The organism is Maribacter litoralis (genome assembly GCF_902506355.1).
Classification (GTDB): Bacteria; Bacteroidota; Bacteroidia; order Flavobacteriales; family Flavobacteriaceae; genus Maribacter; species Maribacter litoralis.
Genome location: NZ_LR733271.1, coordinates 1,361,035 through 1,383,821, shown reverse-complemented (window position 1 = coordinate 1,383,821; position 22,787 = coordinate 1,361,035). Strand labels below are relative to the sequence as shown.

19 protein-coding genes are annotated in these 22,787 nt (G+C 35.8%); 12 read left to right on the top strand and 7 right to left on the bottom strand.

What is annotated here, in order from left to right; genetic code table 11:
* The first annotated feature begins 218 nt into the window (after positions 1-218).
* The 5 genes from EXIGUO8A_RS05750 (at position 219) to EXIGUO8A_RS05730 (ending at position 7,291) form a co-directional block, all read left to right on the top strand.
* A complete protein-coding gene (locus EXIGUO8A_RS05750; protein ID WP_116771313.1) occupies positions 219-3,008 on the top strand; it encodes a TonB-dependent receptor in 2,790 nt (929 codons plus the stop codon).
* 18 nt (positions 3,009-3,026) lie between these two features.
* On the top strand, positions 3,027-4,661 hold the full coding sequence (locus tag EXIGUO8A_RS05745) for an SGNH/GDSL hydrolase family protein (RefSeq protein WP_159302346.1): 1,635 nt from the start codon (positions 3,027-3,029) through the stop codon (positions 4,659-4,661).
* A gap of 169 nt (positions 4,662-4,830) precedes the next feature.
* On the top strand, positions 4,831-6,339 hold the full coding sequence (atpD, locus tag EXIGUO8A_RS05740; protein WP_116771311.1) for a F0F1 ATP synthase subunit beta: 1,509 nt from the start codon (positions 4,831-4,833) through the stop codon (positions 6,337-6,339).
* A gap of 78 nt (positions 6,340-6,417) precedes the next feature.
* On the top strand, positions 6,418-6,696 hold the full coding sequence (locus tag EXIGUO8A_RS05735) for a F0F1 ATP synthase subunit epsilon (RefSeq protein ID WP_116771310.1): 279 nt from the start codon (positions 6,418-6,420) through the stop codon (positions 6,694-6,696).
* Between the two features lie 70 nt (positions 6,697-6,766).
* Positions 6,767-7,291, top strand: a complete 525-nt coding sequence (locus EXIGUO8A_RS05730) for a hypothetical protein (RefSeq protein WP_159302344.1) — start codon at positions 6,767-6,769, stop codon at positions 7,289-7,291.
* Here the strand turns inward: EXIGUO8A_RS05730 and EXIGUO8A_RS05725 are convergent, their stop codons facing one another.
* The 4 genes from EXIGUO8A_RS05725 to EXIGUO8A_RS05710 form a co-directional block, all read right to left on the bottom strand.
* Positions 7,292-7,825 carry a GNAT family N-acetyltransferase gene (locus EXIGUO8A_RS05725; protein ID WP_159302343.1) on the bottom strand — a complete coding sequence of 178 codons (534 nt, stop codon included), beginning with the start codon at positions 7,823-7,825 and terminating at the stop codon, positions 7,292-7,294.
* Entirely contained in the window at positions 7,826-9,625 is a 1,800-nt protein-coding gene (locus EXIGUO8A_RS05720) for a M61 family metallopeptidase (protein ID WP_159302342.1), read from the bottom strand.
* A 99-nt stretch (positions 9,626-9,724) separates the two neighbouring features.
* Positions 9,725-10,126, bottom strand: a complete 402-nt coding sequence (locus tag EXIGUO8A_RS05715) for a response regulator (RefSeq protein WP_116771304.1) — start codon at positions 10,124-10,126, stop codon at positions 9,725-9,727.
* Positions 10,123-12,777 carry a PAS domain S-box protein gene (locus EXIGUO8A_RS05710; RefSeq protein ID WP_159302340.1) on the bottom strand — a complete coding sequence of 885 codons (2,655 nt, stop codon included), beginning with the start codon at positions 12,775-12,777 and terminating at the stop codon, positions 10,123-10,125. Before EXIGUO8A_RS05710 ends, EXIGUO8A_RS05715 begins: the two co-directional genes overlap by 4 nt.
* 297 nt (positions 12,778-13,074) lie before the next feature.
* On the opposite strand from EXIGUO8A_RS05710, the gene EXIGUO8A_RS05705 reads away from it, so the two are divergent.
* Genes EXIGUO8A_RS05705 through bioD form a run of 3 tightly spaced genes read left to right on the top strand, consistent with a single transcriptional unit; the run spans position 13,075 to position 15,245 of the window.
* Positions 13,075-14,232, top strand: a complete 1,158-nt coding sequence (locus tag EXIGUO8A_RS05705; RefSeq protein WP_159302338.1) for an aminotransferase class I/II-fold pyridoxal phosphate-dependent enzyme — start codon at positions 13,075-13,077, stop codon at positions 14,230-14,232.
* 5 nt (positions 14,233-14,237) lie between these two features.
* Positions 14,238-14,621, top strand: a complete 384-nt coding sequence (locus EXIGUO8A_RS05700; protein ID WP_159302337.1) for a putative signal transducing protein — start codon at positions 14,238-14,240, stop codon at positions 14,619-14,621.
* A 6-nt stretch (positions 14,622-14,627) separates the two neighbouring features.
* A complete protein-coding gene (gene bioD / locus EXIGUO8A_RS05695; RefSeq protein WP_159302336.1) occupies positions 14,628-15,245 on the top strand; it encodes a dethiobiotin synthase in 618 nt (205 codons plus the stop codon).
* Here bioD and EXIGUO8A_RS05690 read toward each other — a convergent pair.
* On the bottom strand, positions 15,240-16,721 hold the full coding sequence (locus tag EXIGUO8A_RS05690; protein ID WP_159302334.1) for an ArnT family glycosyltransferase: 1,482 nt from the start codon (positions 16,719-16,721) through the stop codon (positions 15,240-15,242). The genes bioD and EXIGUO8A_RS05690 overlap by 6 nt on opposite strands.
* 63 nt (positions 16,722-16,784) lie before the next feature.
* Between EXIGUO8A_RS05690 and bioA the strand changes: the two genes are divergently transcribed.
* From bioA to EXIGUO8A_RS05670, 4 genes are all read left to right on the top strand, one after another.
* Positions 16,785-18,059, top strand: a complete 1,275-nt coding sequence (gene bioA, locus EXIGUO8A_RS05685; protein WP_159302333.1) for an adenosylmethionine--8-amino-7-oxononanoate transaminase — start codon at positions 16,785-16,787, stop codon at positions 18,057-18,059.
* Between the two features lie 8 nt (positions 18,060-18,067).
* Positions 18,068-19,261, top strand: coding sequence for a beta-ketoacyl synthase N-terminal-like domain-containing protein (locus EXIGUO8A_RS05680; protein ID WP_159302331.1), 1,194 nt, complete (start codon positions 18,068-18,070; stop codon positions 19,259-19,261).
* 89 nt (positions 19,262-19,350) lie between these two features.
* A complete protein-coding gene (bioB, locus tag EXIGUO8A_RS05675; protein ID WP_159302330.1) occupies positions 19,351-20,445 on the top strand; it encodes a biotin synthase BioB in 1,095 nt (364 codons plus the stop codon).
* 78 nt (positions 20,446-20,523) lie between these two features.
* Positions 20,524-21,396, top strand: a complete 873-nt coding sequence (locus EXIGUO8A_RS05670) for a cupin-like domain-containing protein (protein WP_159302328.1) — start codon at positions 20,524-20,526, stop codon at positions 21,394-21,396.
* Between the two features lie 5 nt (positions 21,397-21,401).
* On the opposite strand, the gene EXIGUO8A_RS05665 is transcribed toward EXIGUO8A_RS05670, so the two are convergent.
* Both EXIGUO8A_RS05665 and EXIGUO8A_RS05660 read right to left on the bottom strand, forming a co-directional pair.
* The gene (locus EXIGUO8A_RS05665) at positions 21,402-21,878 is read right to left on the bottom strand and encodes a regulatory protein RecX (protein ID WP_159302326.1); all 477 of its coding nucleotides are present in this window, start codon (positions 21,876-21,878) and stop codon (positions 21,402-21,404) included.
* A gap of 26 nt (positions 21,879-21,904) precedes the next feature.
* The gene (locus EXIGUO8A_RS05660; RefSeq protein ID WP_159302324.1) at positions 21,905-22,711 is read right to left on the bottom strand and encodes a DUF3667 domain-containing protein; all 807 of its coding nucleotides are present in this window, start codon (positions 22,709-22,711) and stop codon (positions 21,905-21,907) included.
* Positions 22,712-22,787 lie beyond the last annotated feature (76 nt).

Here is a 22,787-nt window from a genome sequence, read left to right as displayed (position 1 = left end):
ATCATGCCCCTTTTTTTATTCGTACTGTAACTTATTTTTTATTGACTAGATTGAGTTTTAGTCAATTGTAAACAAAAAGTTAATTATGGTTTTACCAACAAAAGAGGGGTAAAATTATTAAAATAATACTATGCATGCATAATTTTTTTCAAATTACTATTATTGGTATGAAATAATCTGTATCTTAACCCACAACTAATTTTAAACTTTAATTAAGAATGAGAGCAATACTACTTTTAGCATTGATGATTATGGGTACTGTAGGGTATTCCCAGACCAATATCAGTGGTAATGTTGTTGATCAAGACAACGTGCCTATCCCCGGGGCCAATATTGTAATTGTTGGCAAAACGATTGGAACAGTAACAGATTTTGATGGTAATTTTAATTTGGCAACGTCAGAAGTGCCTCCATTTAAAATAGAAGTGTCTAGTATTGGATATACCAGTAGCACAGAAGATATTACGAGTGCCAACCAAACTATTACTGTAATTTTAAATGAATCACAAACCTTTTTAGATGAGGTGGTAATTTCTGCATCAAGAACTCCAGAACGTATTTTTGAATCGCCGGTTACGGTAGAGCGTATTGGTATATCAGAAATTAAGAATTCTACTGCCGCAGATTTTTACGGTGGACTTGAAAACTTAAAAGGGGTTGATGTAAATACAAACAGTTTAACTTTTAAATCTGTAAATACAAGAGGTTTTGCGTCTTTTGCCAATACGCGTTTTATGCAACTTGTAGATGGTATGGATAACTCAACACCGGCATTGAATTTCCCTATTGGCAATTTGGTAGGTTTAATTGAGCCAGATGTTTTAAGTGTTGAATTGTTGCCGGGTGCATCATCTGCACTTTATGGAGCAAATGCCTTTAATGGTATTTTGTTCATGCGTAGTAAAAGTCCTTTTGATTATGAGGGTATAAGTGTCTCTATTAAGCAGGGTATTACATCTCAAAAAGCTGCAGGTGATAATTCGTATACCGATTTTGGTATTAGAGCGGCTCATAAATTCAGTGATAAATTTGCTGCAAAGGTTAATTTCGGTTACTTAAAAGGAACGGATTGGGCAGCTAATAATACCGATGATAAGATTGTTACTGGAGGTACAAGGGATAACTTGAACTATGATGGTGTCAATGTATATGGAGATGAAGTTTCTACAAATATAAAGGAAGTTGCCTTGACTCTTGAAGGTCTGGGTGTTTTACCTTCTGGTGCAAATGCATTGGTGCCTTCAGAAATTGTTAGTAGAACAGGATATAACGAAAGTGATCTTACCAATTATAATGCAGAAAGTATTAAAGCCGATTGGGGTTTGTATTATAGACCGATCGAAGATAATAGTTTAGAGATTTCTTATGTAGGTAAAGTTGGAACGGGAAATACAATATATCAAGGTACTAATAGGTATAATATTGCTGGTTTCTTTCAAGAACAACATAAATTAGAAATCAAAAATGACAACTTTTTTGTAAGAGGTTACGTGGTTGGCGATAAGGCCGGTGACTCATATGATATGGTGTTTACGGGTATTAACATCAACAGATCTTGGAAAGATGATAATACTTGGTTTGGTGAATATACTGGGGCATATGTACAGGCTACTTTGGCAGGTGCTACTGACCAACAGGCACATGCTGCAGCAAGGGCACAAGCAGAGTCTGGAAGATTGTTGCCGGGTACACCAGAATTCGAAGCAGCTTTTAATAGGGTGATAAAAGATCCAGATTTAAGTGTTGGATCACAGTTTTACGATCAGTCTAAATATTATCATGCAGATGGTAATTATAACTTCAGTCATTTAATTGATTGGGCAGAAATTCAAGTTGGGGGGTCGTTTAGAGAATATAGTTTAAATTCCTTAGGTACCATTTATACAGATTCTGAAGAAGACGGTCCTATTGATTATTCCGAATTTGGAATTTACTCTCAGGTTCAAAAGACATTGCCTATGGCCGGAGAAAAAAGTTTAAAATTAACAGGGTCTATTAGATATGATAAATCAGAATTTTTTGATGGTTTTTACTCTCCAAGATTATCTGCAGGTTATACGTTGAACAGAAATCATAACATTAGAGCGTCTGCTCAAACAGGTTTTAGAAACCCAACTACTCAAGATCTTTTTATTGGATTGGATGCTGGTAGGGCAATTTTGGTAGGGTCTGCACCCGATAATTTAGAGCAGTATTCAAGAGATTTCGATGTAAGTGCATCAGGTCAGTTGTTAGGTCAGCCTTCGTCGGTTACTCAGACAGGTGCTGCGCCTTATAATAATTCGTATTCTGCTGCTTCTGCAACGGCATTGGCTGAAACAGGGGATCCATCTGTACTTGAGGTTGCTAATCCAGATCTGGTAAAGCCAGAAAAAGTAACATCTTTTGAAATTGGGTACAGAGGTAAGGTCGATAAGTTAGTTATAGATTTTAGTACATATTATAACAGCTATGAAGATTTCATCTCACAAGAAGTGGTAGTTGCTCCTTACTATGGAGAAGTTGGTGACGGCGGACTTTCTGTAGCGGCAATAGCGAATGGAGATTTTCAGGCGTATAGTACTTATACAAATACCGATGCGAATGTTAATTCTTACGGAGCATCTTTAGGTCTTGATGTAAAGATTTTGGGCAATTTTGATTTAGGAGGTAGTTATACGTTTACGAAATTGGATTTCGATCGTGATGCCAACCCAGATGTCATGTTGAACTTCAACACTCCAGAACACAAATTCAAGGCTTCTTTTGGTAATAAAGAGCTTTTCGAAAATTTCGGATTTAATGTATCGTACAGATTTAGTGATGATTATTTCTGGGAAGCTACTTTTGGAAATGGTGTTATACCAGAGTTTCATGTAGTTGATGCGCAAATCAGCTATGAGGTTCCAAGTATTAAATCTGCATTCAAATTAGGGGGTACAAACCTTACGGGTAAAGAATATAATACTGCGTTCGGTACAGGACTTATTGGATCTATGTACTACTTATCTTGGACTATTAACAACTAATTAAAATCAAAAGTTGAAATGAAAAACTTAAAATATTTATATATTTCTTTGGGTGTCTTGGCTTTTACGGCTTGTAATGATCCTGAAGATGTAGACCTTGAGCCAGAAGTAATGGCTGAAGAACTTCCGGCGTTAACCGCTGGATCGGCAGATTTTTCTAACTATGTTTCTTTAGGGAACTCGTTAACGGCAGGTTTTACCGATGGAGCATTGTTTCAGGCAAGTCAAACATATTCTATGCCTAATTTATTATCGCAGAAATTTAGTCTTGCGGGTGGAGGTAGTTTTACGCAACCTTTGACCAACGACAATATTGGTGGCCTTGCTTTGGCTGGAACAAGAATTCAAGATCCAAGATTGGTCTTTGGGGGAGCAGGTCCGGTTTCTTTAGAGTCCTTGATTGGTGATGTAACTGTAACAACAGATATCGCCTTGAATAATCCAACAGGTCCTTTTAATAATTTAGGTGTTCCTGGTGCAAAAAGTTTTCATTTATTGGCGCCAGGCTATGGTAATATAGCTAATGTTCAATTAGGTTTGGCAAATCCATATTTTGTTAGAATGACCGGTACAACGCCAGATATTAGCGTGTTGGAAATGGCAGTAAGTCAGTCACCTAGTTTTTTCTCTTTGTGGATAGGAAATAATGATGTTTTAGGATATGCCACCACTGGTGGTGATGGTACAGATCCAATAACACCGGTGTCAGGTGCTCCGGGTCAAGGTTTTGATGGGAGTTATGGAGCTTTAATAGCTACTTTGACTGCAGGTGGAGCGCAAGGAGTTGTGGCCAACATACCTAATGTTACCGATGTACCTCATTTTACAACCGTGCCTCATAATCCTTTGGATCCTACAAATCCGGATTTTGGAGATCAGATTGCAACCTTAAATGGTATTTTTGGGCAGTTGAATCAGGTGTACGCTTTTTTAGGTGTGCCAGAAAGATCAATAGAGTTTTCTGAAACTGCAGCTAGTGAAGTGGTGATCAGAGACGAAACGTTGGTTGATTTGTCTGCTGAGATTGCGGGTGTGTTAGCAGCGAGTCCTACATTTCCAGCATTTGTTCAATCGTTTGGCTTGCCGGTTGAAGCGGCACCTTTGGTTGCAGGTTTGTTGGGTAGCACATATGGTCAAACCAGAGAAGCTACTGCAGATGATTTATTTGTATTGCCAAGTTCATCTATTATAGGTACGGTAAACACAGAATCGGTTGCTGCTCTTATGGCTGCAGGCTTACCTCAGGCATTGGCAGGTCAGTTTTCTGTTGAAGGAATTTCATTGCCGTTAGAAGACAAATGGGTATTGATACCAAGTGAGCAAGAAGAAATAGCGGTAGCTACGGCGGCATTTAATCAAATAATCGAAACAACGGCGAATCAAGCTGGTTTGGCATTGGTCGATGCCAACGGGTTATTAAATCGATTAGCTAATGGCGGAATTACAAGTGGTGATTTTACCTTAACTTCTAGTTTGGTTACAGGTAGTGCGTTTTCTTTAGATGGTATACATCCAACAGCTAGGGGTTACGCTTTGTTGGCAAATGAGTTTATGAAAGCAATAGATGCAACTTACGGTTCTAATTTTGAAGCATCGGGCAATTTGTTGAACGTGGGCGATTACCCTACGAATTACCCTGCAACGCTACAATAGTTGTATGTAAAATACTAAAATATAAAAGGTGCTTTAAGGGCACCTTTTTACTTTTGTAAAAAAGAAAAAAAACAATTTTTCTTTAAATCTGAAAACTATATCTTTGCAGCCTGAAAATGAGAGCATATTTTTCAGGTTTTATTAAACGTAATATATAAACATATAAGTAATGTCAAAAGTTACAGGTAAAGTTTCGCAAATCATTGGCCCCGTAGTTGATGTAGAATTTCAATCAGGTGCAGATCTTCCTAAAATCTATGATTCCTTGGAAATTGAAAATAAGGATAAATCAAAATTGGTTTTGGAAGTACAATCTCATGTTGGCGAGAATACGGTAAGAACTATTTCTATGGATTCTACCGATGGTCTTAGTAGAGGGGTTGAAGTTGTGGCTACAGGTAGTGCGATTCAAATGCCGGTAGGTGATGACGTATATGGTCGTTTGTTCAATGTAATTGGTGATGCTATCGATGGTTTAGGTGATTTGCCTAAAGCTGGTGAAGATGGTCTTCCTATACATAGAGAGGCGCCAAAATTCGAAGACCTTTCTACGTCTACCGAGGTTTTATTCACAGGTATTAAGGTTATCGATTTGATTGAGCCTTATGCAAAAGGTGGTAAAATTGGATTATTTGGTGGTGCAGGAGTTGGTAAAACCGTATTGATTCAAGAATTGATCAACAACATTGCGAAAGGTCATGGTGGTCTTTCTGTATTTGCTGGTGTAGGTGAAAGAACTCGTGAAGGAAATGATTTACTTCGTGAGATGTTAGAATCTGGTATTATAAAGTACGGTGATGATTTCATGCATTCTATGGAAGAAGGCGGATGGGATTTGACCAAAGTAGATAAAGAGGCAATGAAAGGTTCAAAAGCAACTTTCGTTTTCGGTCAAATGAACGAGCCACCAGGAGCACGTGCTAGAGTTGCACTTTCCGGATTGACAATTGCTGAGTATTTCCGTGATGGAGCAGGTGAAGGTCAAGGTAAAGATGTACTTTTCTTCGTAGATAACATTTTCCGTTTTACACAAGCAGGTTCTGAGGTATCGGCACTATTGGGTCGTATGCCATCTGCGGTAGGTTACCAACCAACATTGGCAACTGAAATGGGTGCTATGCAAGAGCGTATTACATCAACAAAAAGAGGTTCTATTACATCTGTACAGGCGGTTTACGTACCAGCGGATGATTTAACGGATCCAGCACCGGCAACAACGTTTGCTCACTTAGATGCAACAACGGTATTGTCACGTAAAATTGCAGAGCTTGGTATTTACCCTGCGGTAGATCCTTTAGATTCTACTTCTAGAATTCTTACAGCTGAAATTTTAGGAAAAGAGCATTATGCATGTGCACAGAGAGTAAAAGAGCTTTTACAACGATATAAAGAGCTTCAAGATATTATTGCTATTTTGGGTATGGAAGAATTATCTGAAGAAGATAAATCTGCCGTAGGTAGAGCAAGACGTGTACAACGTTTCCTATCTCAACCATTCCACGTAGCGGAGCAATTTACAGGTATACCAGGTGTTTTGGTAGATATAAAAGAGACTATCAAAGGATTTAACATGATTATGGATGGTGAATTAGATCACTTACCAGAATCTGCTTTTAACCTTAAAGGTACAATCGAAGAGGCTATTGAAGCTGGTGAAAAAATGTTGACTGAAGCGTAATTAAGTTCAGAGTTAAAGGTTCAGAGTTCAGAATTGAAACTCATAACTCATAGCTCATAACTCATAACTAAAAGAGATATGTATTTAGAAATTGTATCACCAGAAGCAACATTATTTGCAGGCGAAGTAACTTCGGTTACGGTACCAGGTATAAACGGTGAGTTTCAAATGTTGAAAGACCACGCCCCTATTGTTTCTTTGTTACAAGAAGGAAAAGTAAAGGTAGCTGGTAATATAACATTAGATAAAGATTATGCTTCTAAGTTTACTAAAGATGCTGCCGGAAATACGGTTTTAGAAATTTCTAGCGGTACTATTGAGCTTAAGAATAATAAAGTAATTGTACTAGCGGATTAAGTCACTAGTTATATTAGTTATAGAGAAAAAGCCATACGATAAGTATGGCTTTTTTCGTTATTCAATATAAGTGGTTAAGAAGAATATAATTATATCAGAAGGAAATCGTCCTCTATGGCAACTTGTCATTGCAGCTATACATTATACCGCAATAATTACATTGTTATTTTTTTATTTTATTGATTTTGAATTTTCTTTTGAAACAGAAGTACTAAAAAAAGGAATACGGACTATTGAATTAGTTATTTTTCTTCTACCTAGCGCACTGGCTTTTTCAGTAGTAAAGGATGTACTATTTGATTTGAATTATAAAAAGTACAAAATTCAGTATTGCGTAGGACCAATAAAATTTGGTAAATGGAAAAAGCTACCTGAAATTGAGTATGTTTCTGTTTTTAAACAACCTTTGGCTAATGGTAATTTTGTATTCGAAGCAAACTTATGGTATAGCACAAATAAGCATTTTAATATATTTGAAAGTGAATTAAAGAATCCGGTATTTTTATTGGGTAAAAACGTTGCAAAAGCTCTAAATGTAGATTTATTGGATGCAACTGTTCCTAATGATTATAAATGGATAGAAATTGAGAATTAATCAACCAGTCTTCAAAGAAATCAATTCCCAATCCTGCCCTAAAGAACTGTAAGTACAAATTTTCTCAAATCCTACGGCGTAATGTGCCCCAAGAGAACGGGCGTTAGTTGCGTCAACTTCGGTGATAATGGCATCATATTTTGGGTAAGAGGCAATTTTCATAGCGTTGTAAAGTCCGCGGAAAATCCCCATTTTTCTATGGGTCTTAGCAACACATATTTGACCCATGGTAATAAAATTTTGAATGTTTACGTTTTCTAATTCGGTAAACATCGGTCTTAAAACAGAGATTTCATGTTTAAAGTCATCGGTCATTGAAAGGGCATAACCAACTACCTTATCTCCATCTTTTGCAATAATATGCGGACAAGCATTATTCATTCTAGTAAGTACATCTAAAGTGTGGTGTACAGTAACGAAACCTTCTTTTTCCATTTCATCGCTAGAAACAGAAGATTTTAAATTCATCTGCTGTAAAGAAAGAATCTGTATTAATTCTTCATTTGTTGTGGCGGTGGTATATATCAAATTCATTTACTCAATTTTTAACCACTCTTTGCGGGCTTTTAATACTTTTTTTGAAGGAGCTTCTTCATTTTTCTCAATTAAACTAATAGTGTAGTTCGGGTTAGCGGTCAAGGTGACTTCGGTTTTCCTTTCCATACCATCCCGTAAAAAGGTTATTGTAAGATTGTCATTTGGCTTAAATTCATTTTCTATGAATTTGTTGAACTGAATGCCGTTGGGAAATTTATCTCCATTAATAGCGGTAATGATATCGCCTTTATCTAGCCCAGCAATATAAGCGGGACTACCAATTTTGGTGTTGCTTCGAATTTTACCATTAAAATCGTCTGTTATAGATACAGCGGCGCCAAAATAAGCAGCTTCTTTGTTTTGAGATAAACTTACCCCTACGGTTTTAAATAGTTCGGCATAGCTTGGCATTTCGCTTTTGTAGATGAAGCTATTAAAGAAGTTATTACCAAAATCTTCCCCAGCGTAGGTGTTCAAAGTTTTGTTCAAGTTTTCAATGGTATATGAATTTTCAGATTTCCCGTAGGTAGTCCACACCAGTTTCATAAAATCATCTAAATTTAAACCGCTCTCTCTTAAAGAAAGGTCTAGGGCTAAACCTAATACACTACCATAAGAATAATAAGAAATAAATGTGTTCTCTCTATTCACAGGATCTACAGAAGTTGCCGCATCTACAAATGGAGCTTGGTAGCTCATTTCTATAGGATTGAAAAATTGACGCGCAGGAGAGTTCCAAACATAATTGAATGTGCCGGTTAATCCTTCAACATACTTTTCGGGAGTAATCAATCCTGCTCTGCAAAGTATCAGATTGGTGTAGTAGCTAGTAAAACCTTCTGCAAACCAAAGCTCACCGCTCATGTTAGCTTCTTTAAAATTAAAAGGTTCTAAAGATTTTGGTCGTATACGTTCAACGTTCCAACTATGAAAAAATTCATGTGAAACTGTGCCGATATTACCATCCATGCCGCCATTTGCCAAAGTTCTAGTGCTAGTTAAAATGGTAGAATTTCTATGCTCCATACCATCACCAGAAGCATTTGGTATATAGCAGGCTAAAAATGTATACGATCCATAATCAAATGTAGGTAGTTCACCAAAAACCTCTTTTTCAGCTAGAACAACTTTTTTTACTTTCTCAAAATATTGATCAGCTTCTTCTTCGGTACCAGAGTCGTGCAAAGCTAATTTAATGGTTTGACCGTCTACAGTGAATTCGCGAACCTTATGGTTGCTCAACTCCGTTGGGCTATCCATAAAATAATATAGGTTAGGCGCGCTATACGTATTGTTGTTTACATGCGGTAGTTGCGTGGCCACCTTCCACTTAAGGTCATCTCTGGTTTTAAAATCTACTTCTATTTTTCTGTCTTTTAGAGAAGAGGCGTACATAAATGTAGCCGGTATATTTAAATGTGCATGGGTTTCGTCTATTTGCGAATAGGTGCCATCACCTCTATTTGCATATAGTGTATATGTAATTTTAACAGTACCGTCATGTCCAGAAACGTTCCATTCATATGGGGTAGTTCTGGTAATATTTAAACTATTTGCTTTACCGTCAGTTGCCTTGAAATCATATACATTTTTGGCAAATTCATGAAGTGCGTATCTACCTGGTGAGGTTCTACTCATTCTGAGCGATAAGGTGTCTTCAGCTACACCAACGAACGATGCCGTAATGTTCGCTTCATGATGAATAGCATTCTCAAATGATATGGTGTAAGCGTTGGTTTGAGCAAAAGTGCCAAAAGTGTGTAGAACAAAAAAAAGAAAAATAATTAGATAGCGCATACTTAGTTTTTTAGCTAAGATAATGAAGCTAATACACGAATTATGGCAAAGTGAATTTTAAAATGAATTTATGGTAGGTAAATGTAGGTTTTAAAGAACCTAGTGCTCCTCAAATTTTTCTACAATTATATTTTTAATGCCTTTTAAATGAAATTCAGTAATTGGTTTGGTAACAAAATCGGCAACCAGGTCCTTTTTCTTTAAGAGTTCAATATCATGTCTATAGGAAGATGAAGTTAGAACAAAAACCATGCAGTTATTTGTATTTGCTATGGTTTCTAGATTGTCCATAAATTCCCAACCGTTCATTACGGGCATATTGAGATCTAGAAAAATAATGTAGTTATAGGAGTCGGAATAATCGTTATTAAGATATTCCATAGCGGGTTTACCATTTGAAAAAATGAGCTGTTCACCTTTTATTTCAGCGTGATTAATTCCCTTTTCAAGCAAAAATGTAAAAATGGGGTCGTCCTCAACAATTATAAGTTTGTTTTTCATGTATTTTCGTCTAAATCGATCGCATTTATCGTATTGTCAACAATATCTTTAATGACATGATCAATTTCATCTGCAGATGTTAATATAAAATTGAGAATCTGTTCTCTTTCTTCTTGTTTTAATTTTTCTTTATCGTCTCGTAAAAGCTCAACTAAGCCCATTAAGCGTGCCACGGGAGCTCTAACGATATGAGATTGAGTCCAGGCAATTTTTTTCAATTGGGCATTTTGTTCTTCAATTGCTTTTAAATGTTGAACCTTGGTTGTAACATCTTTAGAATTGGCAACAATACCTTTTAACGTAGGTTCGTCAATTTTATTCGTAATAACGGTCTCTAGCCATACCCAATGACCGTCGCCATGCTTAAACCTAAACGGTTTTATATTTACCTGAGGTATTTTTAAAACCTTAATGAATTCGTTGTAAACGGTTTCATAATCATCTGGGTGAATATAATCGAAAGCATTAGTACCTATAAATTGTTCAGGTGTAATGTTCAATACTTTTATTGAGGTAGGACTAGCATAGGTGAAGTCGGCTTTTTCATCTATTAAGCAAATCATATCGCTACCTTCTTGTACTAAGGTTTTGAAACGTCGTTCACTTTGTATTAATTGCTCTTTGGCTTCTCGTTTTTCATGTATATCCCTAGATGTTACAATGACACCTTCTATTGTAGGTGAATTTAATTGGTTAGATGCATTAGCAATAAACCATCGCCATTCACCTTTTTTATTTTTAAATCTATATGGTGCTATTTGAACCGATTTTTGTTCAGCAATTAAACTAAAAGATTTTGCTACCTGTTCAATATCATCGGGGTGAACATATTCAAAAGCATTGGTGCCAATCAATTCCTCTGGACTTATTTGAATGACATTTATAGAACTTGGACTTACATATGTAAAATTGCCTTCAAGGTCTGTAATGGAAATAATATCACTACTTTCCTGTACTAATGTTTTAAATAGCCGTTCACTATGCGCTAACTGTAGTTCGGCTTTTTTCTTTTCGGTATTGTCTTTAGCAATGCAGTAATAAACACGATCTTTTTCGTCCCAGTTAGAAGACCAAAGCATAGGTACTACATGACCATTTTTATGTACATATCTGTTTTCAAAATTGACTACTTTTTCTCCAGACAATACCGATGCGGCAGATTGTTCGGTTACTAAATGGTCTTCTTGGTATACTAATTCTATATAATTTGTTCCAATAATCTCTTTGGGTGCATACCCCCATACTTCTTTGACTGCTTTGTTGATGCTTAAGAAATACCCTTCTTCATCAATTGTACATATTATATCTAAAGAAGTATCCATTATTTTTTGCATCTCCGCTTTTGCACTGATCAATACTTGTTGTGATAATATTTCTGAAGTAATGTCTTTTGAAAAACAAGCGATACCAATTGTTTCTCCCTCTTTATTATACATGAGGTCAAAAGAAGTAAGTCCGTAAGTTGTCCAAAATTTATCTGGATCCTGTATTTTTTGTTTTACCGAAAAGCTTCCCGTTTTAAGTGCTTTTTTATAGTAAGACCTCCATTTTTCGGTTACACTTTGTGGTACACTTTCAGAAAATACTGAGTTGCCTTCTTCAAAAGGCTTGCCTTGTATTTTCTTTACAAGTTCGTGAAATGCAGTGTTTGCGGTAATCAGGTTAAAATCCAAGTCAATTGACCACATGAGATCTCTTGTACTATTGATCATAGCTTCTTGGTTGTTCTTAACGCGTTGAAGCTCTGTGGTAAATGTTTTTTTCTGGGTGATATCTTGTATGGTGCCGTACATGGATAACGGTTCTTTAGCGTCGTTCCATTTAAGCACTTTTCCTTTTTCATGTACCCATTTATATTCCCCATTTTTTTGCAACAATCTATATTGCACGCTGCAATCTTTAGATGGGTATTTTAGGCACTCCAGCATTTTTTTCTGTACTAGGGGTAAATCGGCTGGGTAAATAAGCTTAAACCAATCATCGGTCTTAAAGTTGTCTAAGGTATTTTGGTCAATGCCAAAAATAGCGATGCCTTCTTCATTTAATGTGAAAGTATCTTTTACTAAGTTGCGTTCCCAAATTCCTATTCCGGTAGCAGAAACGACATTATCTAATAATCGACCTTTTTTTTCAAGTTCAATTTTTTGCTTTTGCTCAAGTACTTTGGCCTTTCGTAACTCTAACAGATGAACAACTTGTTTGGCTAGGGTTTGTAGTCCGTCTATTTGGGTGTCATTTAGTTGCCTTGATTCATAATCGATAACACATAATGTACCAAGTCGGTGTCCATCGGCTGTGGTTAATGAGGCACCGGCATAAAAACCTACATTGGGATCTTCTGTAACAAGTTTATTGTCTTGAAATCGTTTGTCTGCATGAGTGTCCTCTACTACTAGTACATTTAAATCGTCGGTAATAACATGCTTGCAAAAAGATTCTTTTAAAGGAGTACCATTACCTTCAAATCCGAAGTGCGATTTAAAAAACTGCCTTTTATCATCAACTAATGAAATTAAGCTTACAGGGGTGTTACAAATAGAAGCGGCTAAAGATGTAATTTCATCATAGATAGCTTCAGGATGAGTATCCATAACATCGAAAGAAATCAATGCTTCTAATCTATTCGTATCTAAAATATTACTCCCTTTCATTATTATCTTTGTAAGAAGATAGTTACTTATTCTAATACCTTAAAATTAAAGTAAGAAATTTCTTTAAAAAAAGACGCAAAAATAGTATTTGATTTTGTAAATCAATCATTTTCTATGACTTTTTATCTGATTTTTTTGAAAGGATAAGTAATTATTAATCAGATTGATAAAATGAAATTCGTAATCATTTTAATCAATGTTTAAAGTATATTCAATAGGTTTTGAATGTTGATATAAAATTTACCGGAAATCTTCGATTTAGTTATAATCAATTCAGAGAAAAGCTATTTTTGTGAAATGATCAAACTGCCAGGTAAATTAAAGAGTTTTTTAGAAACACGTAAGAAAGAAGATGCTTTTAGAACACTACAAGCTACAGATGGGTCAATAGACTTTTTGTCAAACGATTATTTAGGTTTTGCAACTAATGAAACCTTATTTTCAAAAACATTTCAATTGTTGCTTACAGAAAGTGTTGCAGCCAATGGTTCGGGTGGATCTAGACTTTTATCTGGAAACCATAAGTTGTATTCTAAGCTTGAATCACAATTGGCTACTTTTTATAAATCGAATGTAGCTCTAGTCTTTAATTCTGGTTATGATGCCAATATGGGGCTTTTTAGCTCTGTTCCCCAAAAAGGAGACTTGGTTTTTTACGATGAATTTATACACGCAAGTATACGGGAAGGTTTGCGTTTGAGTAATGCGAAGTCTTATAGTTTTTCACACAATAACCTATCAAGTTTAAAAGAAAAAATAGAACTAAATACGGCTCGAAATGAATATGAGGAATATACCGTGTATATTGTTACTGAAAGCGTTTTTTCTATGGATGGGGATTCGCCCGATTTAAAAGCATTTGCCAAATATTCTAAGTCAAACGGGTATTATTTAATTGTTGATGAAGCCCATGCCGTTGGAGTTTTCGGTGATTATGGAGAAGGGCTCGTACCTTCTTTAAAATTGGAAAAAGATGTTTTTGCCAGAACGGTAACTTTTGGCAAAGGATTTGGCTGTCATGGTGCGGCAATACTTGGTGCTGACGATTTAAAAGATTTTCTGGTGAATTTTGCGAAACCTTTTATATATACCACGGCACTAACACCACATACGCTAGCTACGATTATAACCGCACATGAATTTTTAGAAGAACTGGGAAAAGAACCCAAAAGAATATTAATGGAAAACATTGAATTCTTTAAAAAGCAGATTGTCACTCATAAATTAGAAGAATCATTTATACCAAGTAATTCGGCTATACAAGGTTGTATTATACCGGGGTCAAAAAGTGCAAAACAAGTAGCGAAAAAGTTATTGGATAAAGGCTTTAATATTAAAGCCGTTCTCGCCCCAACAGTGCCAAAAGGTCAAGAAAGATTAAGAATTTGCTTGCATAGTTATAATTCAAAGGAAGAAATTGGACTTTTGATAAAATTATTGGCTGGTTATATTTAAAGAATATGGAGAGTAAATTCTATCAATTGGCATCTTTTGAATATGTTGCAGATGTTCAGATTGTAAAAGGCAAATTAGAGTCAGAAGGTATACCTGTATTTCTTAGAGATGAAAATACCTTAAATTCAGACCCATTGATCAGTAATGCCATTGGTGGTGTAAAGTTACAGGTATATTCAAAAGATAAGGACAGGGCTATAGCTATATATGACAATATAAGAACTTATGCTTTGGGTAATGATGGTAAACCTATTGTATGCCCAAACTGCAAAGCTCAAAGGTCTGAACCATATTATAACAGGAAGGGCATATTTTATAAACTTTTTCCATTTTTCGAGAAAAGAAAATATAAGTGCCTAAATTGTAACATGATCACTAATTCAAAGTAAAAGTATATGCAAAAGATTTTTGTAACAGGAATTTCAACAGAAGTAGGTAAGACCATTGCATCGGCAATTTTTGTTGAAGCTTTACAAGCAGATTATTGGAAACCGGTTCAAGCAGGAGACTTAGATAATACTGATACGGATAAGGTAAAGCATTTAATTTCTAATGATAAATCTAAGTTTCACCCAAGTAGTTATAATCTTAAATCACCCATGAGTCCGCATGCGGCTGCTGAGATTGAAGGGATAACTATTGATAGGTTCCATATTACCGAACCTGAAACAGATAATAATTTGATCATAGAGGGGTCTGGAGGTATATTAGTGCCGCTTAATGATGAGGACACCATGTTTGATATCATAATGCCAGATTATAAGGTCGTTGTTGTATCTAGAAATTATTTGGGGAGTATCAATCATTCTTTATTGACCATAAAATGGTTATTACATAAAGGTTATGAGGTTTCTGTGTTGTTTAGTGGAGAACCTAACCCACACACCGAAAATATTATTTTGCATAAAACAGGTGTTTCCTTAATAGGAAGAATAGAAGAGGAAAAAGAATTTACAAAAGAGGTGATTAAAAAATACGCAGATAAATTTCAGGGTATTTTAAGTACTTTATAATCGCTGTAAGATTTCGGCATTATCAACTGTGGCGATTACCTTATAATGTTTAGCTAAATAGGTATCTATATATTCATTTTCCTCAATTTCTTTTTTGTCAAAAATTCGTCTTCCCTTTCGTATGACAACTGTTTGGGGTCGTAGTTCATGCATAATGTACTTAATTTCTTCAACGGAATTTTTTCTGGGGTTACCGTAAAAAGTAAATAATTCATTTCTGCAAATATTACTTGGGTGAGTAGATGCTGTTGTAGGTGGTAACGTGTTTAAATTCCAATACCCGATGTGGTACTCGAAAAACAGAACGTTTTCGGTTTCTAAATTATGTTCTAAAATATACTGGGGTACGGCAAAGCCTTCCCCGTTAAAAATTGTGCCTTTTTCAATTTTATTCTTTAACACGTTTACATACTCCAAATAACTTTCTGCAGGTATCAGTAAGGCGATGAAGGCTAAATAAGCAGGCAATTTTGGTTTATACTGTCTTATTAAATTGTAAACGACTATGCCTACCAAAATTAATAGCATGGGGTGTAGTTGGATCAGGTAGTGCCCATTTATCCTTCCTCCTTTTACAAAGGAAAATAAAACACCTATAATGGCAATCAACAGAAGTTGTACGTTTCTACTTTTAAATTTTAGTTTTTTGCTTTTGTATGCATAGAGCAAGAATATGCCCGTTATTACGAAAATGGGGGCAAGTTTAAAAACAGAATAACGTCTGGCTCCCGTATATTCTAAAGGGGCAAGAATTACAGATTCCCACCAAATATAGGTTTGGTTACTTAGGTAGTAAGGTATTATAGTAGCTAAAATAACGGTCAAGGCTCCAATTCCGAATAAAACCACATATAAAAAAGGAATATTCCTGTTGGTGAAAAAAGCTTCATAACATAAAAAAAGACCTATAAATAGAATAGGAAAAGCCATGTTTAGCTTTACCATAACCGTTGCACCCATCAACAATCCTGATAAGAATATAAAAAGGGCAGTTTTTTTATTCTGCAAAATATATAGTGCAGGTACAAAGAGCGCAATACAAATATGTTCGGACATTACTCCTTGTAAGCTGCCAAAGAGACTGAGTAAAAAAATACAGCATGCGCCAATAATGATCGATGCTTTTTTTGATACAAATGTCAATGCTATTTTATAAGTAAAGAATGCGGTAATAGCTACTAGAATAACGCCTGCAAACCGAATGGCTACAAAGCTTTTGCCAAATATGGATATGATAGTTGCAAAAAAGGCAAAGGTCAATGGTGGTTTTAGATCCCATAGTTGGGTATATGGTAAAAAACCATCTGCCCATGATTGTCCTAGAAGTATAAAGGTGCTTTCATCACGGTCTACATAGTCTCTAAAGAAAAAAGGAAAGCGAATGAAAAAAGTAATTAAAGAAAGTAGTAAGAATACGGTAGTATTCTTCAATTGGGAAAAATCTAAAAATGCATTTCTGTTTCTTTTTGAGGGCATCTAATTATTGCGGTTTATTTCCCGATCTTTGCAAGATAGATAAAATGGCGAATTATAAATTCTATGACTGGAGAAAATCTATCAACAAGAGATAAAAAACACTTATGGCACCCGCTAACACAACACAAGCTTGGTAAACCCCAGCTTCCCATTGTAAAGGCAAAAGGTACTTTGTTGTTTGATGAAGAGGGAAAAGAATATATTGATGCAATTGCATCATGGTATACCGTAATGTATGGTCATGCTAACGAACAAATAGTTGCAGCGATTACCAAGCAGATGCAAACGTTAGACTTTGTAATGTTCAGTGGTCTTACCCATGAGCCCGCAATTGAACTGTCTGAAAAGTTAATGGAAATTCTACCTGATAACCAGGCAAAAATATTCTTTAATGACAATGGCTCTACGGCAGTTGAAGCAGCTATTAAAATGGCGTTGCAGTTTTTCCATAATAAAGGCGAAAAGCGAGATACACTTATTGCTTTTGAAGACGGTTTTCATGGTGATACTTTTGGTGCTATGAGTGCATCGGGACTTTCGTCTTACAACGGACCGTTTGAGGATTTTTTGTTAAATGTTGAACGTATTCCTGTTCCGACCGACGATAATCTAAGCGAGGTAACAGATAAGCTCTCACAAACACTACATAAAAATAAGTGTGCTGCATTTGTTTTTGAGCCTTTAGTGCAAGGGGCTGCAGGCATGAAATTCCACTCCGCTAAAGGGCTAGACACTCTAATTGAACTATGTAGAGAACATGAAGTTTTATGCATTGCCGATGAAATAATGACCGGGTTCGGTAAAACGGGGAAAAACTTTGCCTCTGAAAATATAGCCAATGCGCCAGATATTATATGCTTAAGCAAGGCTTTGACGGCCGGGATGTTTCCATTAAGTATTACCAGTTGCTCCCAAGAGGTGTACAACGGGTTTTTAAGCGATGACGTACATAAGGGTTTTTTTCATGCTCATACATTTAGTGCCCACCCACTAGGTTGTGCAGCAGCTTTGGCAGGTATAAAGTTGCTTAATTCACCTCAAATATTAGAAAGACGGGAAGCTATTAACCTAGCGCATAATCAGTTTTTGTCACAGATAAAATCGCATAATAAAGTCAAAGATGTAAGGGTTATGGGTGTAATCTTGGCCATTGATTTAGATATTAAAACCGAGCGTTATGGTAATTTACGGGATGAGTTGTATAATTTCTTTTTGGAAAGAGGTGTTTTGTTAAGACCTTTGGGCAATACTGTTTATGTATTGCCACCATTTGTAATTACAAAAGAAGAATTACAAAAGGTGTACAAAGCAATAATTGAGGCGTTAAATACATTTTAGATTTTACATTGAAAGAAAAAATATCTATAACATCGATAGCTTCACTTTCCCCTTTGGGATCTTCTCAAGAAGAAATTTGGAAAGCTTATCAGAATAACGACCATTACTTTTCTTTGGCGGATATAAATAATGCTAAAACTTGGGTAGCTCCATTGGCAGAATCTGCAAATGCGCTGGTGAAAAAATTAAGGGAATCTGATAGTAAGTACAAAAAGTTAGATAACAGTGTGTTGTTTGCCATGGCAGCTTCTAGAATGGCCATTCAGCAATCTGGTTGGACTAATACTTCTGAATTCGGAATAAATATGGGGTCTTCAAGAGGGGCAACCAAATTGTTCGAAGAATATCATGCTGAATACTTAGAAACAGGTATTTCATCAACTCTAAGTTCTCCAACAACTACCTTGGGTAATATATCTTCATGGGTATCTCATGATTTAGGAGCTACAGGACCAGAAATATCACACTCCATTACCTGTTCAACAGGTTTGCATTCTGTTTTAAATGGCGTGGCGTGGCTAACAAGTGGTATGTCAACTAAATTTTTGGTGGGTGCCAGTGAAGCGCCGTTGACCGATTTTACCATTGCCCAAATGAAGGCATTGAAGATTTATGCAAAAGCATCCGAATTGAATGATGATTCGGATGTTAAGCGTAGCCAAAACTACCCTTGCCAGGCATTGAACATGAACAAGGAATACAATACTATGATTTTAGGAGAAGCAGCCTCGGTAGCTTGTTTGGAAAAGGGAGTTGTAGACCATGCTTTGGCAATTATTGAAGGAGTAGGATTTGCGACCGAAATTTTAAAACACAATACATCTATTTCTGCAAATGCTGTATGCTTTCAAAAATCTATGAAAATGGCTTTGGGTGGAATAAATCCTGCTGAGGTAGATGCCATTGTTATGCATGCACCCGGAACAATCAAAGGAGATTCTTCCGAATACAATGCTATCAAAGAGGTATTTGGGGAAAACATGCCGCAAATGACAACCAACAAATGGAAAATTGGTCATACGTTCGCCACTTCTGGTATGCTAAATTTAGAATTGGGGGTATTAATGATGCAAAACAATAAGATGATTTCAGTGCCATTTATAGACCATAAAAATAGAGGTGGGGATCTTAAAAAAGTTCTAGTAAATGCCGTAGGCTTTGGTGGTAATGCGGTTAGTATTTTAGTCTCTAAGAAAGAATAGAAAGTTTAAATCGTTAATTTAAAACTCTCCGATTATTTTTTCAATTTAAATTCAGTTATTTTTGAACCCTGGTAACAACCTAAGATTATATGAGCGAAGCAAGACATAATTGGTCAAAAGAAGAAATTTTAGAAATTTACAATAAGCCTTTAATGGAGCTACTTTATGAAGCTGCAACTGTGCATAGAAAAAATCACGACCCTAATACGGTACAGGTTTCTACATTACTTTCCATAAAAACCGGTGGTTGTCCAGAAGATTGTGGGTATTGTCCGCAAGCGGCACGTTATCATACCGATATTGAGGGTAATGACCTAATGGCTGTTTCACAAGTAAAAGCTCAAGCGCTAAGGGCAAAGGCATCTGGTAGTTCAAGAGTGTGTATGGGTGCTGCTTGGAGAAATGTAAAAGACGGTCCTGAATTTGAGCAAGTTTTGGAAATGGTACGTACCATCAATAAGCTTGACATGGAGGTTTGCTGTACCTTGGGTATGATTACCGAGAACCAAGCAAAACGATTGGCAGAGGCAGGTTTATACGCTTACAACCACAATTTAGATACTTCAGAAGATTATTATAAAGATGTTATTTCTACACGTGCCTTTGAGGATCGTTTAGATACTATTGAAAATGTTCGTAAAAGTAATGTAACCGTTTGTAGCGGTGGTATTATTGGTATGGGTGAGGCATTGGAAGATAGAGCAGGCATGTTGGTCGCTTTGACATCATTGAACCCGCAACCGGAATCTGTGCCTATTAATGCTCTGGTAGCCGTAGAAGGTACCCCAATGGAAGATATAGAACCTGTTTCTATTTGGGATATGATACGTATGGTAGCTACTACTAGAATAGTTATGCCAGAGACCCAAGTTCGTTTATCGGCTGGGCGTACTGAAATGAGTAGAGAAGGGCAGGCAATGTGTTTCTTTGCAGGAGCAAACTCAATTTTTGCAGGCGATAAGTTGTTGACTACTCCCAACCCAGATGTAAATGAGGATATGGAGATGTTTAAAATGCTAGGTCTTAATCCGCAAAAACCATTTACCAAAGTGTCACAACCAAAAACTGTAGAAGCAGAGGATTCACAATTAAAACCATTGGGCGAAAAACCTAAATGGACAAGACCGGGCCATTCAATTGAGCGTAACGAAAATGCCAAGCAGAAGGTCAAAATTGTTGAATAACACTACATTAATACATTTTTAAGAAAATATTTTCTTAACGTTAATTACCTTTGGCTTCCCTAAAAAAACCATGAGTAATTGAAGTTAGCAAACATTCCTAGGGTAAGTAATATTACTAAGGACAACTTTATTGAAAACTACTTTAAGCCTCAAAAGCCTGTTGTTTTGGAACAGGCTATTGCAGACTGGCCTGCATTTACCAAATGGAATTTGGATTATATGAAAGAGGTCGCAGGTGATATTACCGTGCCGCTATATGATAATAGACCGGTTCAGCATAAAGATGGTTTTAATGAGCCACACGCCAAAATGAAAATGGCGGAATATGTTGACCTTTTAAAAAAGGAACCTACCAAATACAGAATTTTTCTTTGGAATATTTTAAAGGAAGTACCGGCCTTGCAACAAGATTATCGTTTTCCAGATTTTGGATTAAAGATATTGAAAGGGCTGCCAATGTTGTTTTTTGGAGGAAGAGATTCATATACCTTTATGCATTATGATATTGATTTAGCCAATATTTTTCATTTTCATTTTGATGGAGAGAAAGAGGTAGTGTTGTTTCCGCAATCGGAAACAAAGAATCTTTACAAAGTGCCACATTCCCTCATAACTCATGAAAGTATAGATTTTTCAAATCCTGATTATGAGAAATGGCCGGCATTAAGAAACGCTAAAGGTTTTAAAACAACATTAAAGCACGGGGAAGTCTTGTATATGCCAGAAGGTTTTTGGCATTATATGAAGTATAAAACACCTGGTTTTTCTATGAGCCTACGCGCTTTGGCACGTAATCCTAAAAATTTAGGAAAGGCATTTTATAATATTTTGATCATGCGTCATTACGATGTGTTAATGCGAAAACTTAAAGGTCAAGATTGGATAGATGCTAAAAATGAGAAGGCTATTACAAACACAAATAAGAATACTAAGGTACTAGTAGAAAATTAAGACTTTTAGGGTATAAGTTCTTTTAGTTTTTCATAAACTAAATGACTTTCCCAGCCCCTGTATAAGAGGTAATCGGCTAATTTTTTTCTTCTTTTTTGAGTATTGGTTTCAGTAATTTGATCAAGTCTTTTTTTAGCTAAGTTATCTAAAGTAGTTAAGTATACTTCGGGTTCAATCTCCTTTAATGCTGTTGTTATATTGTATTTAGAAATATCTCTAAACTTAAGTTCCCTAACAATTCTATTTTTGCCCCATTTTTTAATCTTGAATTTGCCACGGGCAAAGCTTTTTGCAAAACGCTCTTCGTTTAAAAACCTATCTTCAATAAGTTGAGCTATAATGGTATCGATAGCTAATGGGATCATACCCATTTCCTTTAGTTTAGAAACCACTTCTTTATGGCAACGCTCTTGGTAAGCACAATAACTTTCTATCTTTTTAGTAGCTTCTTGAATGGTGTAGCCTTTAGTTTTTTGGTTCAATGGTGATATTTAAATAAAATTTGAAATTAGGAAGATAATGCAGCAAAGATATAACCAAAAGCTATAAGGAGTAAAAATATTAAGCCAACTGCTAGTCCTACTCCAACCAATATTAGTAAAAATAAAATCACCTTTAAAATTGATTGACCAATGGCAAGTTTATATAGTCTTCCATAAACATAAGTATAATAAAAAATCAATAGAGGATATATTAAAAGAAACAGGCTAGGATGAACCCAAATCGCTATAAAAAATATTAGAGAGGTAGTTAAAAAACTAAAACCTTGAATGTAACAATTGGCTACAATATGTTCTGCATAATTATAAGGTTTTCTGTATACTAAAAATGCTATCAATGTGTATATGGGAAGTAATAGGATAACCATTATGTTAAAATACTTAAGCATAAATTTTGAGCTTTCGGTTGATTTGGCCAACTGCTCTGCCTTAAATTCTGGATCTGCAAATGGTCCGCCCAGTGTTTCTGCATACCAATTAATTTGTGATTCATTAAAATCGTTCATTACTGATATGTACTCTTCATCAAAAGAATTAAATACAAACAAGTTGATTGCCATACATATGGTTAAGAAAGCAAAAGGATTCAAGAATTTTTTACGTGTGCCGCTATAATATTCTCTAAGTAGCACTCCAGGTCTTAAAATCAAGTATTTAATGGTAACAAAATACTTGTTGTCCCACCCAATATAATTTTGAAAGGCGTCTTCTATAATACGTTTAATGGTTATTCTTTCAGAGACTATTTTGGCACCACATTGGTTACAGTAAAATGATTGATGAACTAGAGCGGAAGAGCAATTTTTGCAGGACATTTGTAATGGTTGGTTAGGAATTTAATTGTTAAAATACGTAAAAACCCAAAACAAAAAAAGCGACTCTTTTTGGGAG